Here is a 19,865-nt window from a genome sequence, read left to right on the forward strand (position 1 = left end):
CATACATTTTTTATTGTAAACATCTTGTAAAGGACTTATTTATTATTTACACCAAATTATATAAAATAAACATTAATTTCATTTTTTGTCTAAACTTTTCCTCGGTTAATATAAGTTTTGATGGTTTTCAACGGTTTTTTTCCTACGCCAAAAAAGATATAATAGGGACAAGAAGAATTAAGGAGGAGAATCATGGCTTATAAATTATTAGCAACAGATATGGACGGAACTTTGCTGATGGATAACAAGGTCTTGTCTAAGGAAAATATAGAGGCTTTGAAAAAAGCAAAGGAAGCAGGTATAGAAATCGTCATTTGTACTGGAAGACCTTATGTTACGGTAAAGCCTTATTTAGATAAACTAGGTTTTGATTGTTGGGTTGTTACAAACAATGGTGCTGTTATTAGAAACAAAGAAGGCAAAATTATCTCAGTAGTCTATATGAAATCCCAGGCCTTAGATGAAACCATCAAACTTCTGGAAGAAGAGAAAGTATATTATCATGTATCGGATGAAAAATATACCTTTATAAAAAGCAGGAGAGATAGAATTCATTTTATTAAGAAGTTTATATTGCAAACGGAAACCTCCTATTGGAAGGCAACTTTATTAGCACCTTGGATTGTACTATGCAGAGGAAATCATAAAAAAGTTAAGTTCTCTACTTTTGTTAGCCAAGGGGGAAGAGCTGCCAGTATTTTTATTCTTTCAGAAGATAAAGAAGAACTACAAAACTTAAAAAAGAAAATACAAAAAATCAAGAGCATTAAAGATATAGATATTACCAGCTCTGGTTGGAATAATGTAGAAGTGTTAGATGCAGAAGCCACCAAAGGAAAGGCTTTAGAAAAGATTGCTGAAGTAATAAATATAAAGAAAGAGGAAATCATAGCAGTAGGAGACAATCTGAATGATCTTTCCATGATTCAATATGCAGGTTTAGGTGTAGCTATGAAAAATGGCGAAAAAGAGGTTATAGAAGCCGCCGACTGGGTTACGACAACTAATGAAGAACATGGAATAGCTCACCTAGTGAAGCATGTTATAGAAAAAGAAGGTACAACAGCATAATCATAGAAAAACCTCCCCTTTTAGAAATTTATAGATACAATTACTCTTAAAACCCCAGAATCAAAGGAAATGTACCTATAAAAAACAAATTGTATCTAAAATGAATCTATTATATAATGATAAAAAAGATTTTGTCATTATACTTGTAGTGGGGAGGAAGGATGATGGAAGAAAAAGCAGCTGTAAACAAGGGAAGGGATACCGTACTAAGTCAAAGCAATAAAACAAAGGATTTAGTGTTTACGGGATTATTGGTAGCACTAGTATTTATAGCAACAAAGTTTATTAATATTAGATTACCTATTCAGAGTAACGGAGGTTTGATTCATTTAGGCAATACGATGTTATTTATGATCGCTATTGCTTTTGGTAGTAAAAAGGGTGCTATAGCAGGAGCTTTTGGTATGGGATTATTTGATGTTGTAGCAGGATGGATGGCATGGGCACCTTTTACTTTTGTCATTAGAGGCGTGATGGGTTACTTGATGGGTACAATTTCTCATGCAGGTGGGAAAAAAGGCAATAACACCATATGGAACCTAATTGCTGTTGTGGTTGGCGGGATTTGGATGTTGGTTGGTTATTATATCACAGAAGTAATCCTTTATGGTAACTGGATTGTACCCATTGGTTCAATACCAGGAGATATTGTTCAAATTGTGTTAGGGGCTATTATTGGGTTACCGATGGCGGCTACTTTGAAGAAGTCTAAAATAGTATAAAATTAGCTTGAATAGGAGTGTGTAATAGGATGAAAACCCCTTTGATTATGACACCAGGACCTACTTATGTCAGTGAAGAAGTAAGGAGAGCTTTATCTAGAGAAATTACAAATCCTGATTTAGATCTGGATTTTTATGAATTTTATAAGGAAACCTGTCACCAAATAAAAAAATTATTAAATACTAAAAATGATGTACTAATCCTCAGTGGAGAAGGCATATTAGGCTTGGAAGCTGCATGTGCCTCCTTAATAGAGGATGGTGATAAAGTATTGGTAATTGATAATGGCATCTTCGGCAAAGGGTTTGGAGATTTTGCTAAAATGTATGGTGGTGAAGTACAATTCTTTCAATCAGATTATGAAAGTGCCATTGATGTGGATAAACTAGAAAAATTTTTAGAGGAAAATCATGATTTTAAATTAGCAACCCTAGTGCATTGTGAGACACCATCTGGCATTACAAATCCAATAGAGGTTATTTGCCCTATGTTGAAAAAGTATGGCATCATCACTGTAGTGGATGCTGTTTCTTCTGTAGGAGGAGAAACACTAAATACAGATGCGTGGAAGATTGATATGGTGTTGGGAGGATCACAAAAGGTTCTATCAGCACCTCCTGGCTTGACCTTTTTAAGTATTAGTGAAGAAGCATGGGGGGCCATTTCAAATAGAAGGACGCCTATCATAGGATATTACTGTAATCTGGCTATCTGGAAAAATTGGTATGAAGATCAGTGGTTTCCTTATACTCAGCCTGTTAGTGATCTATATGCCATAAGAGCAGCAGTAGACATGCTGCTAGAGGATAAAGAAGCATTAGAAAGACATAGAAAAATTGCTGAAGCCCTCAGAAAAAGCTTAAAGGATGCAGGAATACAACTATATGCAAAGGAGGGCTTTTCTAATACTGTTACAACCTTCATGGTGCCGGAAGGGATTACATTTCGCCAGGTTTACGAGGATATGTTGAAAAATCATGGGATCATGATTGCTGGTGCCTTTGACTTCTTAAAGGATCGGGTGATTAGGATTGGACATATGGGAGAAAATTGCTATGAAGAAAAAGTATACAGCACATTAAAGGCATTGGACCAAGTATTTAGAAAGTATAATATCCCACTAAGGGGTGAATTACATAAACTGTTTGTAGAATATGTATAGTTGAATCAGCTAACTTATTGGCACTTTTATTTAAAGTTTTTTATGATCTACTGTTTTGTCTACCCTAGTCTTCTTGACTTTTTATGGCATTTCGGTTATTTTGTATAATAAAGCTAAAGAACAAAGGGAGGAATCGGGTGGTGGTAAACTTTCAAGATATCTTAGACGCAAGGAAACGTATTAGAAAATATATATGGGAAACACCACTGGATTTTTCCATGAACTTAAGCACAAAGGAGCGAAATGTTTTTTTAAAACTAGAATGTCAACAAAAACTAAAGAGTTTTAAGATAAGAGGTGCTTTGAATAAACTCATTAGCTTGACACCGGAAGAAAGGCGAAGGGGTGTTATGACGGTTTCTTCTGGAAATCATGGGGCTGGGGTAAGCTATGGTACAAGCTTGTTAAAGGATATGAAGGCTACGGTATTTGTACCTGTTACTACCCCTGAAGTTAAAATAGAAAAAATTAAATATTATGGTGCAGAGATTCAACTACAGGGGCAAAATTATGATGAAACCTATAAAATTGCTATGAACTATGCTAAGGAAAGACAGCTGACTTTTATCGATTCATCTTCAGATAGAGAGGTAATTGCAGGACAGGGTACAATTGCCATGGAAATTTTAGAGAAGAGTCCAGAGATAGACACAATTCTTGTGCCTATAGGTGGAGGAGGAATGATTACTGGCATAGGTATAGCCGCCAAAGCCATCAAGCCCTCCATCAAGGTAATCGGGGTACAAACCGCTGCTTGTCCTGCTATGGTACAATCTCTAAAAAACAAGGTATGCTACATAGAATTTCCTACCAAAGCTTCCATATGTGAAGCCTTGGTGGGTGGTGTTGGAGAGATTCCTTATCATATGGCAGGGAATTGTATTGATGATATTCTTCTAGTGGAGGAAGCGTCGATAAGAAAAGCGGTTTTGGATTTGATGTATAAAGAAAAAGTTGTGGCAGAACCTTCGGGGGCTATAGGGTATGCTGCTTATATGACGAAACAGCACTTATTTAAAGGCAAAAATACGGCTATTATTATATCTGGTGGTAATATAAATTTTCAATTAGCAGAAGAAATATTTGTTGACACTGTAAGTGAGGCGTTATAGCAGATTACCTTTAAAAGGAATTTTTTTAAAAGCATTGACAGGGTAAAAAATATGGATTATAATGAATGAAAATTGCAAGTATAAATATTAAAAAAGACTATGAAGAGAAGAGTAGGTATAGGAAGTAATTATAGCGAGTTGGTGGCGGTGGAAGACCAACATGAAGCCTGTATTGAAGAACATCTCTGAGTCCCTAATCGAAATACCTTGTGTAGAGTAGGCTTAGGCGGAACCAAACCGTTATCTATTGGACAGTATCGAATTTTTTTCCGTACTGATAAGAGAGCTAGAGTATTTAGCTAACCAAGGTGGTACCGCGGAGACAATTATGTCCTTCGTCCTTATATAAGGATGAAGGACTTTTTATTTTGAAAAAATTTAATTCTAGGGGGTTTTTTTATGAAGGATGTACAGGAATTATTAATTATACCTAAGGGATATAAATCTAATTTAAATGTTCGTGAAACAGCGGTTGCTATTAAAAAAATTAAAGATTATTTTGAAACAAAATTAGCAGAAGCATTAAGTTTGACTAGGGTATCAGCACCTTTATTTGTCCGCCCAGAAACCGGCTTGAATGATAATCTAAACGGTGTTGAACGTCCTGTTGCCTTCGATGTAAAGGGAATCCATGGCAAAAAAGTAGAAATTGTTCATTCTTTAGCGAAATGGAAGCGAATGGCTTTATACCGATATGATTTCAATGTGGGTGAAGGTTTATATACTGATATGAACGCTATACGTCGTGATGAAGATCTTGATAATCTCCATTCTGTTTATGTAGATCAATGGGATTGGGAAAAAATCATAGGCAAGGAAGACAGAAATATTGATACATTGAAGATGGTTGTAAAAAGTATTTACAAGGTATTTAAAGATACAGAAAAATACTTAGCTGCTTGCTACCCGGAATTTGAGACTTTCCTCCCAGAAGAAATTACCTTTATTACAACACAGCAATTAGAGGATATGTATCCAGACTTTACGGGGAAGGAAAGAGAAAATGCTATTACAAAAGAAAAAGGAGCCGTTTTTATCATGGAAATTGGCGACACCCTAAGGTCAGGTATGAAGCATGATGGACGTTCTCCTGACTATGATGATTGGCATCTGAACGGAGATATTTTATTTTGGTACCCTGTCTTAGAAATGGCTTTGGAGTTATCTTCAATGGGTATTCGTGTAGATGAAGAAGCTTTAGAAAGACAGCTAAAGCTAGCGGAGTGCGAGGAACGAAAAGAATTAAACTATCATCAGTTAATCTTAAATAAAAAACTGCCTTATACCATTGGGGGAGGCATAGGACAATCAAGAATATGTATGTTCTTCTTAAGAAAAGCTCATATTGGAGAAGTGCAGGCAGCAATATGGTCTGAGGACATGATTGAAGCCTGTGAAGCTGCAGATATTCACCTGCTATAAACTTATAATGAAAAAAAGACTCTTTATCGAGTCTTTTTTTGATTCACTATAAGTTTTGATTTCTACGTTGTGTTCTTTCACGGGTCAATTTATCTAAGATTCTCTTGCGTAGACGTATGCTCTTTGGTGTTACTTCTACTAACTCATCGTCTGCAATAAACTCTAAGGATTGTTCAAGGGAGAAAACCACTGGAGGTACAAGTTTAAGGGCATCATCAGCACCTGAGGACCTGATGTTTGTTAATTGTTTTTTCTTACAAACATTTACTGCAATATCTTCTAAACGGGAGCTCTCTCCAACCAACATGCCTTCATAAACCTCTGTGCCAGGGTGTATAAAAATTCTTCCTCTTTCTTGAGCGTGATAAATCCCATAGGCAACAGCAGGACCACTTTCAAAAGCAATAAGAGAGCCTCTGGTTCGTACCCGTATATCTCCTCTATGATGATCATAACCATCAAACAAGTGATGAAAAATACCATAACCCTTTGTATCTGTTAAAAATTCTGAACGATAACCGATTAAACCACGGGCAGGAATTCTAAACTCTAGCTTCATCATACCTGTCCCCGTTGGAACCATATTTAACATTTCTCCTTTTCGCTGTCCAATTTTTTCGATAACTGAACTGGCACTTTCTTCAGGAGCTTCTACAAATAGTTTTTCCATTGGTTCCATGAGACCTTCTTCAGTTTTTTTGAGAATAACTTGAGGCTTAGAAACAGCAAATTCATAACCTTCTCGACGCATGGTTTCAATAAGAATAGAAAGGTGGAGCTCTCCTCTTCCTAATACTCTAAAGGAATCTGCTGATATTTCCTCCATACGCATAGCCACATTCGATAACACTTCTTTTTCAAGGCGATCCTTAAGATGCCTGCTGGTTACAAAGGTTCCTTCACGACCTGCAAAGGGACTATCATTTACCATGAAGTTCATAGAAATTGTAGGAGCATCGATTTTCATAAAGGGTAGAGGCTCTACTTTATCCATAGAACAAATCGTATCTCCTATATTAATATCAGGTATACCCGATATGGCTACAAGCTCTCCTACTGTTGCATTTTCTAGTTCTACACGATTTAACCCTTGAAAGTTATAGAGATTGCTTACTTTCACATTAACAAAGTCTCCATTTGTAGTTGCAAGAACAGCAGTTTGACCCTTTGTGATTTTACCACGAACTATTTTTCCTATACCGATTCTACCAATATATTTATCGTAGTCTATAGAAGAAATTAGCAATTGAAGGCCATCTTCAGCATCACCTTCAGGACAGGGAATATATTCTGATATTATTTCAAATAAAGGAACTAGATTAACACCTTTTTCATCTAACGCTACATGTGCATAGCCAGCTTTAGCAGAAGCATAAATAACTGGAAAATCTAATTGAGCATCACTAGCACCTAAATCGATAAACAAGTCTAAAACTTCATCGATAACTTCTTCAGCTCTAGCCTCCGGACGGTCAATTTTATTAACAACAACGATAGGTGTGAAACCTTCTTTTAAAGCTTTCTGAAGAACAAAACGAGTTTGTGGCATAGGTCCTTCAAAGGCATCTACCAATAATAGTACACCATCTACCATCTTCATAATCCGTTCTACTTCACCACCAAAATCTGCATGTCCCGGAGTATCAATAATATTAATTTTTACTTCATTATAAGAAACTGCAGTGTTTTTGGATAAAATAGTGATACCTCTTTCTTTTTCTAAAGAGTTAGAATCCATAACTCTTTCTGCTACTACTTCATTTTCACGAAAGGTACCGCTTTGTTTTAACATTTGATCTACCAAAGTTGTTTTCCCATGATCAACGTGGGCAATGATGGCAACATTTCTAATATCTTGTCTTTGCATGTATTCTTCTCAACTTCTTTCTTTAAAATTTATTATAAATTATAGGAAATTTATCTATCTTAAGGCAAATATAAAACCACAAAGAAGATTTTATCATAAACAGCGGCTTCCTACAATTATTATATGTTAAATATGCACTTTTTTTAAGTGAAGCCTATAGATAAGCAAGTTCAAACTTTAATTTTGATATACACGGTCTACGGTTTCGCCCCAAAACCGTGGGCTGCAAATGTAGCCCTTAGTATATCAAAATTAAGTACTGATGTTGTTTATCTATACCTATGAAAGTAGAGCATGAGTATAGTATTTGATAAAAGCTATATAGTATGTTATTGTTTTATTGACAAGTTTAGCGTTTTCTATTACATAAATAGCAAGTAAACTTCCTTTAGTAAAGAGAAATGTGAGAAAACTTTATCTAAAGGGTGGGAGAATAAAAGAAGTACATGAGGAAAAAGAAATTGTTAAATAAATATCAATATTAAACATGTTTTAAAATTAACCGTATATAAAATTATATACCCGTTAGTTAGAAAGGTAAATATTACAAAAATAACTGGCTTATTTTTAAGTTTAATTAAAAAAATTCATAAAAATTAAAATAAATTCTTGAAAAAGAACAAAAACATGATATAATAATAACAATTGAAAAAAATCCAAAAATATTAAAAGTTTTAGCAAGAGATAAAAAATTGATAATTATTTAACAATCAAATATCGAGTGATTTACTTCATGCCGTAAATGTTGTAAAATTTGTATGAGGGGTTAGCTGTATAATGACAAAACGAGTATTTATCTCAATAGGATAGAAAGGAGTGTAAGTAAATGGGATGTTGTGGAGGTAGTCAGTCTATTGAAACAAATTTACAAAATACCCAGTTTGACTTTCAAGGTCTTCAGTCAATCGTTAAAAAATATAAAGGTGTGGAGGGTAGTTTAATTAGTATACTTCAGGAGGTACAAGAGGTGTACAACTACCTACCAATGGAGGCATTAAACTATATTGCTCAGGAAACTGGTATTAAACCTACTAAAATTCATGGCGTAGCTACATTCTATACCCAGTTCCGACTGAAGCCAATAGGGAAACACCTGATTATGTTATGTCAAGGTACTGCCTGTCATGTAAATGGCTCGAAGCTAATAGAGCAGGCTATTTGTGAAGAATTAAACATAAAAGAAGGAGAAACAACTACAGATAATTTATTTACGCTAAACAATGTGGCATGTCTTGGTTGTTGTAGTTTATCTCCTGTAATGATGATTAATGGAGAAACTTATGGTAAGCTTACACCAGAAATGACAAAAAACATTTTGAGAGACATCAAGAATAACGCAGAGAAAGGAGCTTAGTTAATGAAAATTATTGTGGGACAAGGGAGCTGTGGTATTGCTGCTGGAGCAAACAAGGTCTATGCAGCAATAGAAGGCGAACTGAAAAAAAGAAATTTAGAAGCACAGCTAACATTAACTGGTTGTATAGGTATGTGTTATTTAGAGCCTATCATAGATGTAATCAATGATGAGGGAAAAAAGACTACCTATGTCATGGTAACACCAGAAATGGTAGAAGAAATTATTGAAGCTAGTACAACAAATAGTACGGTAGAAAAATATAACATTTCAGAAAACGACCAGCGTATTTTAGAAAAACAACAGAGAATTGCTCTGAGAAACTGCGGAATGATGAATCCAGAAAATATAGATGAGTATATTGATAGAGGTGGATACAAGGCTGCAGAGGAGTGTATTACAAACAAAACACCTCAAGAAGTTATTGAAGAAATAAAAGTTTCAGGACTTAGAGGTAGAGGTGGAGCAGGATTTCCTACTTGGTTTAAATGGAACGCTGCACAACAGTCCCCAGGGAATACAAAATACATTATTTGTAATGCCGATGAGGGTGACCCTGGAGCCTTTATGGATAGAAGTATCCTAGAGGGAGATCCCCATAGTATTATTGAAGGTATGTTAATAGGTGGTTATGCGATGGGAGCCACTGAGGGTGTAATCTACGTAAGAGCTGAGTACCCCCTTGCAATTGTACGCCTAAAGAAGGCGATAGAGCAGGCAAGGGAAAGAGGTTATTTGGGCAAAAATATTTTTGGTGAAAAACGTTTTCAGTTTGATATGAGAATTAAGGCGGGAGCTGGAGCCTTCGTATGTGGTGAAGAAACTGCTTTGATTGCTTCATTAGAAGGGGAAAGAGGGATGCCAAGATTAAAACCACCATTCCCTGCACAAAAAGGTTACTGGGACAAACCTTCTAATATCAATAACGTAGAAACTTTAGCAAATGTACCTTGGATATTAGCTAATGGAGGAAAGGCCTTTGCTGCTATGGGAACAGAACAAAGCAAGGGAACAAAAGTTTTTGCCTTAACAGGAAAAATCAAAAAAGGTGGTCTAGTAGAAGTACCAATGGGTATTCCTCTAAAGGAAGTTATTTTTGATATAGGCGGAGGAATTATCAATGATAAGACCTTTAAGGCTGTGCAAATGGGCGGACCCTCTGGAGGATGTATTCCTCATTATCTTTTGGATACACCAGTAGACTACGATTCTATCATGAAAACAGGAGCTATCATGGGTTCTGGAGGAATGGTAGTTATGGATGAAACTACCTGTATGGTAGATATGGCACGATTCTTCTTAGATTTTACTCGTAAAGAGTCCTGTGGAAAGTGTATTCATTGTAGAATTGGAACAAAAAGAATGTTAGAAATATTAACGCGTCTTTGTGAAGGTGAAGGAAAAGACGGAGATATTGAACTTTTAGAGGAACTAGGAATAAAGATCAAAGAAGGATCTTTATGTGGGTTAGGTCAGACTGCACCAAATCCTGTTTTAAGTACGATTCAGTATTTTAGAGAAGAATACGAAAAACACATCTATGATAAAAAGTGTCCTGCGAAACAATGTTCTAACTTACTGACTTTTACCATATTAGAAAACTGCATCGGATGTGGACTTTGTGCAAGAAATTGTCCAGCTGATGCAATTATTGGAGAAAGAAAAGAAGTCCACAATATTATTCAAGAGAAGTGCGTTAAGTGTGGTAAGTGTGAAGAAGTCTGCAAATTTGGCGCAGTAGAAATACAGTAGCAGGATAGGGGGGAAAATATATGACGAAATTAAGACTTAACATAAATGGAAAAGAAGTTATGGGATACAAAGGCCAAACAGTTCTAGAAATAGCCAAGGCAAATGGAATAGATATTCCTACCCTTTGTCATGATGAAAGAGTAAAGGCCTATGGGTCCTGTGGACTTTGTGTTGTTGAAGTAGCAGGTGTTCCAAAATTACTAAGATCCTGTGCTACTGAAGCTAGCGATGGGATGGTGGTTCAGACCAATACACCAAAAATAAAAGGTTCTAGAAAAATGGCATTAGAGCTTCTATTATCTGACCATGTAGGGGATTGTCGTCCTCCTTGCGTAACAGCTTGTCCAGCTAAAACCGATTGCCAAGGTTATGTAGGTTTAATTGCCAATGGCCAATATAAAGAAGCAGTAAAACTAATCAAAGAACAATTACCACTACCTGCTAGTGTTGGTAGGGTATGTCCTCATCCTTGTGAAGATGCATGTAGAAGAAAATTAGTGGATGAGCCTGTATCTATTATGTGGTTAAAGAGATTTGTGGCAGATATTGACCTTAGAGATGAAGAAGAATTTATGCCAGAGATAAAACCAGCTACCGGTAAAAGAATTGCTGTAGTAGGAGGAGGACCTAGTGGTCTTACTGCTGCTTACTACTTAGCAAAAGAAGGGCATAAAGTTGTTATTTATGAGGCTATGCCAGAGCTAGGAGGCATGCTGCGTTATGGTATTCCTCAATACCGTCTTCCAAAAGAAGTGCTGAACAAAGAAATTGCTATCATTGAAAAAATGGGCGTAAAAATGCTGACAGGGATAAAAATTGGTGCAGATATAAAACTAGACCATCTTAGAGAAACCTTTGATTCAGTATATCTTTCAATAGGAGCATGGCAAAGTACGAAGTTAAACTGTCCTGGAGAAGATTTAGAGGGTGTTATTGGTGGTATCGAATTTTTAACAAAATTTGCCATCAATGAGCCTATCAAAACAGGAAACAGAATAGCCGTAGTAGGTGGCGGAAATACTGCGATGGATGCCTGTAGAACAGCTATGAGATTAGGTGCTAAAGAGGTATATGCTATCTATCGTAGAACAAAGGTGGAAATGCCGGCGGAGGATGTAGAGGTAGAAGAAGCAGAAGAGGAAGGCATCACCTTTAAGTTTCTTGTAAATCCAATTGAGATTGTTGGAGAAAACGGAAAAGTATCTAAAATAAGGCTTCAAAAGATGCAATTAGGAGAGCCTGATGCAAAGGGTAGAAGAAGACCTGTACCTATTGAAGGAGAGGAAGAAATCATAGAAGTAGATTCTGTTATTGCTTCCATAGGACAGGCGGTAGATATTCAAGGATTTGAAGATGTACAACTGACAAACTGGGGTACTATTTATGCTGATGAAAACAGCTTCCTTACAAACTTACCGGGGGTATTTGCCGGGGGAGATGGAACAAACAATGGTCCATCTATAGCTATAGAGGCTATTGCTGATGGGAAAAAAGCAGCAGAAGTAATATGCAGATATTTAGAGGGCGAAGTTGTACCTTACAAAGAGCCTTACCTTGTAAAGAATGAAGGGCTAACAGAAGCTGATTTTGAAGATAGAGTGAAGGAGCATAGACCTTTTATGCCACATCTTTCTCCAGAGTTTAGGAAAACAAACTTTGAGGAGATTGTAGCTGGATATACGGAAGAAGATGCTAAGAGGGATGCAAACCGTTGTCTTGAGTGTGGATGTCATGATGTGTTTGAATGTAAATTAATTCAATATGCAAATCAATATGATGTAGCACCAGAGAGAGTAGCAGGTGAAGTACACCATCGTCAGGAAGAGGATGACCATCCATTTATTCTAAGAAATCCTGATAAATGTATTTTATGTGGACTTTGTTCCAGAGTTTGTGATGAAGTAATGGGACTTTCTGCTATAGGCTTGATGAACAGAGGTTTCGATACCATTATTGAGCCAGCCTTTGATTTACCACTAAAGAAAACTGGTTGTATATCCTGTGGTCAATGTATTAGCGTATGTCCAACGGGAGCACTACAGGAGAGATTAAGTATAGAGAAATCTGTACCAGTTGAGACACAAACAACCCATACAGTTTGTTCGCATTGTAGTGTGGGATGTAACATTGACCTTAACATTAAGGGAGACATGCTGGTTAGATCCTTACCAAATAGGGAAAATGATGTTACTGATGGATTATTGTGTGTGAAGGGTAGATTTGGCTTTGATATTGCACAAAAAGGCAAGCGTTTAACAAAGCCACTGATTAGAAAAGAAGGAAAGCTGCAAGAAGTATCTTGGGAAGAGGCCTTTATTTTCACGGCTAAAAAAGCACAGGCCCTTACTCTGCTACATGGTAGTCATTCTTTAGCACTTTCTGTTTCTGATCGATACACCAATGAAGAAATTTATTTAATTTCTAAGTTTGGAAAAGAAGTATTAAAAACAGATCACTTATTTAGTTTCAATAAAGTTCACGGTGGTATTGAAGATGTAGTAGGTTACGATGCTTCTACAAATGCATTTGATGAACTGCTTTCAACAGAAACGATTTTACTGGTTGGTTCAGATATTATAAAGAACCATACAATTGCTGGGCTTAAAGTGAAAAAGGCAGTAGAAAATGGAGCCAAGCTAGTTGTAATCAATTCTTTTGAATCTCAAGCAGATGAATGGGCACAGATAAAGGTAAGTCCTTCCAACAACCTTGGATTCTTAAAAGAAATTACGAAAGCCTTAATTGAAAATGTAAATTCTCCAAAAACACAGCTAGTATCAGGTTTTGAAGAATTAAAGGCAGACCTAGAAGGTACTGAAGTTAGTGAAGCTGCAAGAGAAATAGCAGCTGTATATGGCAATGCTAAACAGGCTATGATCGTATTTGAACAAAATCAGATCACAGCAGACGCAGCGAAACTTCTAGCAAACATGGCAGTAATTTCAGGACACATTGGTAAACCTAGAAGTGGAATGATTCAGCTTAAGCCAAACAGCAACAGCCAAGGTCTTAGTGACATGGGTATTGGTAAGAATACAGCGGAAATTGTAAAGGGCATTGAAGCTAAAGAAATTAAAGGGCTGTTAGTATTTGGAGAAGATGTACCTCATATTGACCTAAAAGCACTGGAGTTCTTAATGGTTCAAGACACACATCTAACAGCAACAGCTGAAAAAGCGGATGTAGTATTGCCAGGAGTAAGTTTTGCAGAGTCCAAAGGAACCTTTACAAACTCTGAAAGAAGAATACAAAAGTTAAATCAAGGGATTCCTTCTGTTGCAGATTATGAAAATTGGGAGATTATTATCAAATTAGCCAATACATTAAGTAAAAACTTTGAATACTATAATCATCCTAAGGAAATTTTACAAGAAATTGCAAGAAATAAGGCAGAATACCTTGATATTCATAAAGCTTTAGAAAAGGCCAGCAGCCTATGGCCTGTAAATGGTAGTCCGATTCTTTATGCTGATGGATTTAACTTTGAAGATAAAAAAGCTAAATTACAAATTGTTGCAGATGGACTATTGTTTGAAGAAAATAGGAATACAAATAGTCTTACCAATAAGTTTGTAGCCTTATTAGAAGAACAAAAAATAGTTTAAAAACCTAAAAACTTCTTGAGGAAAAAAACTAAGTTATTTATTAAGTGATTCAACAGAAAAACACCATGCTTAAGGTATGGTGTTTTCTTTTTTTTGTTAAGAATGATAGTTGGAGAGAAATTTGAAAATAATTATATTAAGTTAACCCTTGCAAATATTAAATAAGATTATATAATAAACATGTTTACAAAAGAGCTAAGCCATGATAGAATATTAACAAAGGCTAGGATGGCTTTTGAAACTCATCGCAAAGCATGAAATTTTAACCTTGGTAGATAAAAGACCAAAGAGGTTTTAAATTTAATAAGCGATGAAAACGATGTAAGAGGGGGTGAAAAGATGTTGGCAGTAGATAAAGATACTTTTCAAGCAGAAGTATTAGAGGCTGAAGGTTATGTTCTTGTAGATTACTGGAGCGAGAGCTGTGAACCTTGTAAGGCATTAATGCCGTCTGTAATGGAACTAGCAGAAAAGTACAATGGTATGAAGTTTTGTAAAATGGACACTACTAAAGCAAGAAGATTAGCTATTAAGGAAAAAGTATTGGGACTTCCTACAATAGCTGTGTATAAAGATGGTAAAAAAATAGATGAGGTTACAAAAGAAGAAGCTACAGTAGAAAACATTGAGACAATGATTAAAAAGTATGCATAATATAGTTACATAAAGTGATGCTTCCCCTATAATAATCACAGTTTGTAAATAGATAAATGGTAAATATATTCGTTGCATAGCTTAAATTAATTAGGTAATCAATGTTAAATCTAAAAGTGGTATTTTCTTATTGAAGTATAATTTAAACAAAGAAAGGATGTTGAAAATGGGTTTCTATGATGGAAAAAAAGTCATCATCGTTGGTGACCGTGATGGTATTCCTGGTCCAGCCATCGAAGAATGTCTAAAGGGTACAGGCGCAGAAGTAGTGTTCTCATCTACCGAATGTTTTGTCTGAACCGCTGCAGGAGCAATGGACTTAGAAAATCAACAAAGAGTAAAGGATTTAACTGAAAAGCACGGAGCAGAAAATATGGTAGTGCTTTTAGGAGCTGCGGAAGCAGAAGCAGCAGGTCTTGCTGCTGAAACTGTAACAGCAGGTGATCCAACCTTTGCGGGTCCATTGGCAGGAGTCCAGTTAGGGCTTAGAGTATTTCATGTAGTTGAGCCACAATTCAAAGACGAAGTAGATGCTGAGGTTTATGATGAGCAAGTTGGTATGATGGAAATGGTATTAAATGTTGATGAAATTATAGAAGAAATGTCTTCTATTAGAGAACAATTTTGCAAATTTAACTAAAAACAGAAGATCGTAGATGGGTGTATAGACTACACCCATCTATTTGAATATATCAATTTTAAAAAAATACCACGGAGGTGCGAATAATGTCCTATGCAGTAGTAAAAGGATCATCCTATGTTTTAATGCATACACCAGATATGATCATGCACAACGGAACAACACAAACAACAGAAAAACAATCTAATCCTAATTCTGAGTACCTACAAAAACTACCTAATCATCTAAGAAGCTATGAAGCGGTAGTCAACTACCCACCGAACCAAGTATACATTGGAAAACTAAAACCAGAAGAACTAAAAAACTATGACATGCCATGGTATGATAAAGCAGTTGAGGGAGCTGACCGTTACGGCAAATTCGGCGAAATTATGCCACAGGCAGAATTCATCGCTTTACTAAAGATCGTAGACGCCTTTGACCTAGTAATGCTAGAAAAAAACTTTACAACAAAAGTAAGAGAAGAACTAAAAAAACATCCCCTTATGAAGGAAAGCCTAATAGCGAAGCTAAAAGAAGGCAATGACATAGAAGAAATTAACAAAGCCATTAAAGAATTTCATGCAGAAGCCATCTACCATGAAGATCAATTAATAGGCTGCGTAAAAAGAGCCCATGAACTAGACACCAACCTAAACGCCCACATCATGTACGAAAACCTAGTAGCAAAGGCATCAGGTGTACTAGCCTTCCTACATCTATTAGACAAAAACAACATCGAAGCAAGCACAATAGACTATGTCATAGAATGTTCAGAAGAAGCCTGCGGCGACATGAACCAAAGAGGCGGCGGAAACTTTGCAAAATCCATAGCAGAAATGGCAGAAGCAGTAAACGCTACCGGTTCAGATACAAGAGGCTTCTGTGCAGCACCAACCCATGCACTAATCGAAGCAGCAGCCCTAGTAAAAGCAGGAGTCTTTGAGAACGTAGTCATCGTAGCCGGTGGAGCAACAGCAAAACTAGGCATGAACGGAAAAGACCATGTAAAAAAAGACATGCCAATCCTAGAAGACATCATAGGAGGCTTTGCCGTACTCGTAAGTAAAAACGATGGCATCAACCCAATCCTAAGAACAGACCTACTAGGAAGACACACCGTAGGAACAGGCTCCTCACCACAGGCAGTAATTACCTCATTAATCACAGCACCACTAGACCGTGGGGGCTTAAAAATTACCGATATCGACAAATACTCCGTAGAAATGCAAAACCCAGACGTCACCAAACCAGCAGGAGCAGGAGACGTACCAGAAGCCAACTACAAAATGATCGCAGCCCTAGGAGTAAAACGAGGAGAACTAGACAGAAAAGAAGTAGCAACCTTTGGCGACAAACACGGTATGCCAGGGTGGGCACCAACCCAAGGACATATCCCAAGCGGTGTACCCTATATAGGCCATGCCAGAGAAGCCTTCCTAAACAAAGAAATCAACCGAGCAATGATCGTAGGAAAAGGTAGCTTATTCCTAGGAAGAATGACCAACCAATTTGACGGGGTTTCCATAGTAATGGAACAAAACAACGGGCAAGGTGAGGCGACAGTAGGCGTATCAGAAGGCGAAGTAAAAAATATGATAGCAGAAGCCATGAGAAACTTCGCCACACACTTATTAGGAGAATAAGGAGTGAATACAATGTCAGAAAACAAAGCAGTAAAACAAATGATCGGCAAAGTATTCAACAATATAGCCGATGCCATAGAAACCGGCGAATTTGGAAAAAAAATCAGAGTAGGCTTAACCACTTTAGGCAGTGAACATGGGGTAGAAAACCTAGTAAAAGCAGCCCAAATGGCAGCAAAATCCTCAACAGGCTATCAAATAGTTTTAATAGGCCCTAAAGTAGAAAGCCATCTAGTACAATACGAAGCCAACACAGAAGAAGAAGCCCACAAAAAAATGGAAGAACTACTGGACAGTGGCGAAATAGACGGCTGCGTAACCATGCACTACAACTTCCCTATAGGCGTATCCACAGTAGGCAAGGTGATTACACCCGGAAAAGGCAAAGAAATGTTTATCGCCACCACCACCGGTACATCCTCACCCCATAGAACAGAAGCCATGGTAAAAAATGCCCTTTACGGCATCATAGCAGCAAAGGCAAACGGCATTAAAAACCCAACCGTAGGGATTCTAAACGTAGACGGAGCAAGACAAGTAGAAAAAGCCCTAAAAGAACTAAAATCCAACGGTTATGCCATCAACCTGACAGAATCCATGCGAAGTGACGGAGGCTGTATCATGAGAGGTAACGACCTATTAGCAGGAACACCAGACATCATGGTACAAGACACCCTAAGCGGTAACGTATTAATGAAAGTATTCTCCGCCTTTACAACAGGAGGAGACTACGAATCCATCGGCTATGGTTATGGTCCAGGAATAGGAGAAGGACAAGAAAGAACCATCCTGATCCTATCAAGAGCCTCCGGCGTACCAGTAGTCGCCAATGCCCTTCAATATGCAGCAGAACTAGTAAAGGGCAACCTAAAAGAAGTAGCCAAAGAAGAATTCCAAGCAGCCAAGAAGGCAAAGCTAGATGAAATATTAAAAAGCCTAACAAAAGACAACAAAAAAGCAAAAGAAACAGAGGAAGAAGTAACAGCACCACCAAAAGAAGTCGTAACAGGTTCCATATCAGGAATTGATATTATGGACCTAGAAGACGCAGTAAAGGCCCTATGGAAAAAAGGGATTTATGCAGAAAGCGGTATGGGCTGTACAGGACCCATCTTAATGGTAAATGAAGCAAAGGTAAATGATGCAATAGCACTGCTTCAGGAAACGGGCTTTGTGGCAAAGGAAAAAAGCGACTGTTAATTTTAGCAAAACATCATACTTACCAAGCGGTATGATGTTTTGTATTTACTTCCGTAAGAGTTTTGAGCAAGATGAGATGGAAGATTTATAGGAGTTCTTGGTGTTTAGCTTGAACACGAAAAGTTGTGGGGGTTACTTAAAAATCTTCATAAAGCGTTGAAAAAAACACCGAAAAATAAATTCAATTATAAAATAAACATGATTGTAAAATAGACCAATTGATGATATAATGACTTTAGTTAGTAAATTAACAAAGAAAAACGTTTTCGATGTTATGACTAGCCACATAAAAATACAAGTTTTTTAAAACAATATATAATAAATTGAAGGGAGTGTGTAAATTTATGAAATTAGAGATTGGAAATTTCTATGTAAAAGATGTTATCTTTGGTGAAAAAACAGCTTATGCTAATGGAACACTGACTATTAATAAGGAAGAGGCATTAGCAGTTGTTAGAGAAGATGAGCATATTACAGAAGCAGATATCATCATTACAAAGCCTGGAGACAAAGTAAGAATCGTACCAGTAAAGGAAGCTATTGAGCCAAGACACAGAGTAGGTGGAGGTCCAGTATTTCCTGGAGTAACAGGAGACTTAATGCAATCAGGAGATGGACAAACCCTTGCTTTGAAAAATTGCAGTGTATTGGTAGTAGGAAAGCATTGGGGTGGATTCCAAGATGGGTTAATTGATATGAGTGGAGAAGGAGCAAAATATACACTTTTTTCTCAATTACAAAACATCTGTCTTGTAGCTGATACTGACGAAGATTTCGAAAAACGTGAACAACAGAAGAAAAACCGTGCTTTAAGATGGGCAGGGATGAGATTAGCAGAATATATAGGCAGCTGTGTTGCTGAATTGCAACCGGAAGAAGTGGAAACCTATGAATTAGCACCAATCACAAAGCGTTCTGAAGAAGTACAGGCTTTACCAAGTGTTGCATTAGTACTACAACCTCAGTCTCAAATGGAGGAAATGGGCTACAATGACTTGGTATATGGCTGGGACTGCAACCACATGGTACCAACTTTTATGCATCCTAACGAAGTATTAGACGGTGCTATGATTTCAGGATCTTTTATGCCTTGCTCTTCAAAATGGTCTACTTATGATTTTCAAAATTATCCAATGATTAAGCGTTTATATCAAGAACATGGAAAAACCATTAACTTCTTAGGTGTGATTATGTCTAACTTAAATGTTGCTTTAGAACAAAAAGAAAGAGCAGCACAGTTTGTAGCACAAATGGCAAAATCCTTAGGTGCTGATGCAGCTGTTGTAGCAGAAGAAGGTTATGGTAATCCAGATGCAGACTTTATTGCATGCATCGTGGCATTAGAAAATGCAGGTGTGAAGACGATAGGACTTACAAATGAATGTACTGGTAGAGATGGGGCTTCCCAACCACTGGTGACTTTAGACGAAAAAGCCAATGCTATTGTTTCTTGTGGAAATGTTTCTGAATTAATAGAGTTACCGCCTATGGAAACTGTTATTGGTGAGCTACAAGCATTAGCTAGAGATGGTTTGTCTGGAGGATGGTCAGATGATGAAATCTTAGGATCATCTGTTAGAGAAGATGGATCAATTATTATGGAAAACAATGCAATGTTCTGTGGGGACCGTGTGGCAGGATGGTCTACAAAAACAATGGTAGAATATTAAGGAGGTGC

General features: G+C 37.0%; 14 protein-coding genes and 1 other annotated feature. Of the genes, 13 read left to right on the forward strand and 1 reads right to left on the reverse strand.

Annotated features, from left to right (window positions below):
- Nucleotides 1-192 precede the first annotated feature (192 nt).
- The 5 genes from CACET_RS03525 to asnA all read left to right on the forward strand — a co-directional run bounded on the left by CACET_RS03525 (nucleotide 193) and on the right by asnA (nucleotide 5,490).
- On the forward strand, nucleotides 193-1,071 hold the full coding sequence (locus CACET_RS03525; RefSeq protein ID WP_044822944.1) for a Cof-type HAD-IIB family hydrolase: 879 nt from the start codon (nucleotides 193-195) through the stop codon (nucleotides 1,069-1,071).
- Between the two features lie 164 nt (nucleotides 1,072-1,235).
- Nucleotides 1,236-1,793 carry an ECF transporter S component gene (locus tag CACET_RS03530; protein ID WP_044822943.1) on the forward strand — a complete coding sequence of 186 codons (558 nt, stop codon included), beginning with the start codon at nucleotides 1,236-1,238 and terminating at the stop codon, nucleotides 1,791-1,793.
- Between the two features lie 29 nt (nucleotides 1,794-1,822).
- Nucleotides 1,823-2,956: a pyridoxal-phosphate-dependent aminotransferase family protein gene (locus tag CACET_RS03535; RefSeq protein WP_044822942.1), complete on the forward strand. Its 1,134-nt coding sequence runs from the start codon at nucleotides 1,823-1,825 to the stop codon at nucleotides 2,954-2,956.
- Between the two features lie 140 nt (nucleotides 2,957-3,096).
- Entirely contained in the window at nucleotides 3,097-4,068 is a 972-nt protein-coding gene (locus CACET_RS03540) for a threonine ammonia-lyase (RefSeq protein ID WP_044823257.1), read from the forward strand.
- 90 nt (nucleotides 4,069-4,158) lie between these two features.
- Nucleotides 4,159-4,414: a binding site (T-box leader), on the forward strand.
- 53 nt (nucleotides 4,415-4,467) lie between these two features.
- Complete coding sequence (gene asnA, locus CACET_RS03545) at nucleotides 4,468-5,490, forward strand: aspartate--ammonia ligase (protein ID WP_044822941.1); 1,023 nt, start codon at nucleotides 4,468-4,470, stop codon at nucleotides 5,488-5,490.
- A 46-nt stretch (nucleotides 5,491-5,536) separates the two neighbouring features.
- Here asnA and typA read toward each other — a convergent pair whose 3' ends face one another.
- Nucleotides 5,537-7,357, reverse strand: coding sequence for a translational GTPase TypA (gene typA, locus CACET_RS03550; RefSeq protein ID WP_044822940.1), 1,821 nt, complete (start codon nucleotides 7,355-7,357; stop codon nucleotides 5,537-5,539).
- Nucleotides 7,358-8,183: 826 nt separating this feature from the next.
- On the opposite strand from typA, the gene nuoE reads away from it, so the two are divergent.
- The 8 genes from nuoE (at nucleotide 8,184) to CACET_RS03590 (ending at nucleotide 19,857) form a co-directional block, all read left to right on the forward strand.
- Nucleotides 8,184-8,711: an NADH-quinone oxidoreductase subunit NuoE gene (gene nuoE / locus CACET_RS03555; protein ID WP_044822939.1), complete on the forward strand. Its 528-nt coding sequence runs from the start codon at nucleotides 8,184-8,186 to the stop codon at nucleotides 8,709-8,711.
- A 3-nt stretch (nucleotides 8,712-8,714) separates the two neighbouring features.
- Nucleotides 8,715-10,463: an NADH-quinone oxidoreductase subunit NuoF gene (locus tag CACET_RS03560; RefSeq protein WP_044822938.1), complete on the forward strand. Its 1,749-nt coding sequence runs from the start codon at nucleotides 8,715-8,717 to the stop codon at nucleotides 10,461-10,463.
- A 20-nt stretch (nucleotides 10,464-10,483) separates the two neighbouring features.
- On the forward strand, nucleotides 10,484-14,068 hold the full coding sequence (locus CACET_RS03565; RefSeq protein WP_044822937.1) for an NAD(P)-binding protein: 3,585 nt from the start codon (nucleotides 10,484-10,486) through the stop codon (nucleotides 14,066-14,068).
- 339 nt (nucleotides 14,069-14,407) lie between these two features.
- Nucleotides 14,408-14,722, forward strand: a complete 315-nt coding sequence (gene trxA / locus CACET_RS03570) for a thioredoxin TrxA (RefSeq protein WP_044822936.1) — start codon at nucleotides 14,408-14,410, stop codon at nucleotides 14,720-14,722.
- A 166-nt stretch (nucleotides 14,723-14,888) separates the two neighbouring features.
- Nucleotides 14,889-15,362, forward strand: coding sequence for a glycine/sarcosine/betaine reductase complex selenoprotein A (grdA, locus tag CACET_RS03575; RefSeq protein ID WP_082058063.1), 474 nt, complete (start codon nucleotides 14,889-14,891; stop codon nucleotides 15,360-15,362).
- 86 nt (nucleotides 15,363-15,448) lie between these two features.
- A complete protein-coding gene (gene grdC / locus CACET_RS03580) occupies nucleotides 15,449-16,987 on the forward strand; it encodes a glycine/sarcosine/betaine reductase complex component C subunit beta (protein ID WP_048407524.1) in 1,539 nt (512 codons plus the stop codon).
- A 12-nt stretch (nucleotides 16,988-16,999) separates the two neighbouring features.
- Nucleotides 17,000-18,187 (forward strand): glycine/sarcosine/betaine reductase complex component C subunit alpha, encoded by a 1,188-nt coding sequence (gene grdD, locus CACET_RS03585; RefSeq protein WP_048407525.1) that lies wholly within the window; start codon nucleotides 17,000-17,002, stop codon nucleotides 18,185-18,187.
- A 344-nt stretch (nucleotides 18,188-18,531) separates the two neighbouring features.
- On the forward strand, nucleotides 18,532-19,857 hold the full coding sequence (locus CACET_RS03590) for a glycine/sarcosine/betaine reductase component B subunit (RefSeq protein WP_044825736.1): 1,326 nt from the start codon (nucleotides 18,532-18,534) through the stop codon (nucleotides 19,855-19,857).
- The last annotated feature ends 8 nt before the right edge of the window (nucleotides 19,858-19,865 follow it).

Origin of the sequence: Clostridium aceticum (assembly GCF_001042715.1) — a bacterium.
GTDB lineage: Bacteria > Bacillota > Clostridia > Peptostreptococcales > Natronincolaceae > Andreesenella > Andreesenella acetica.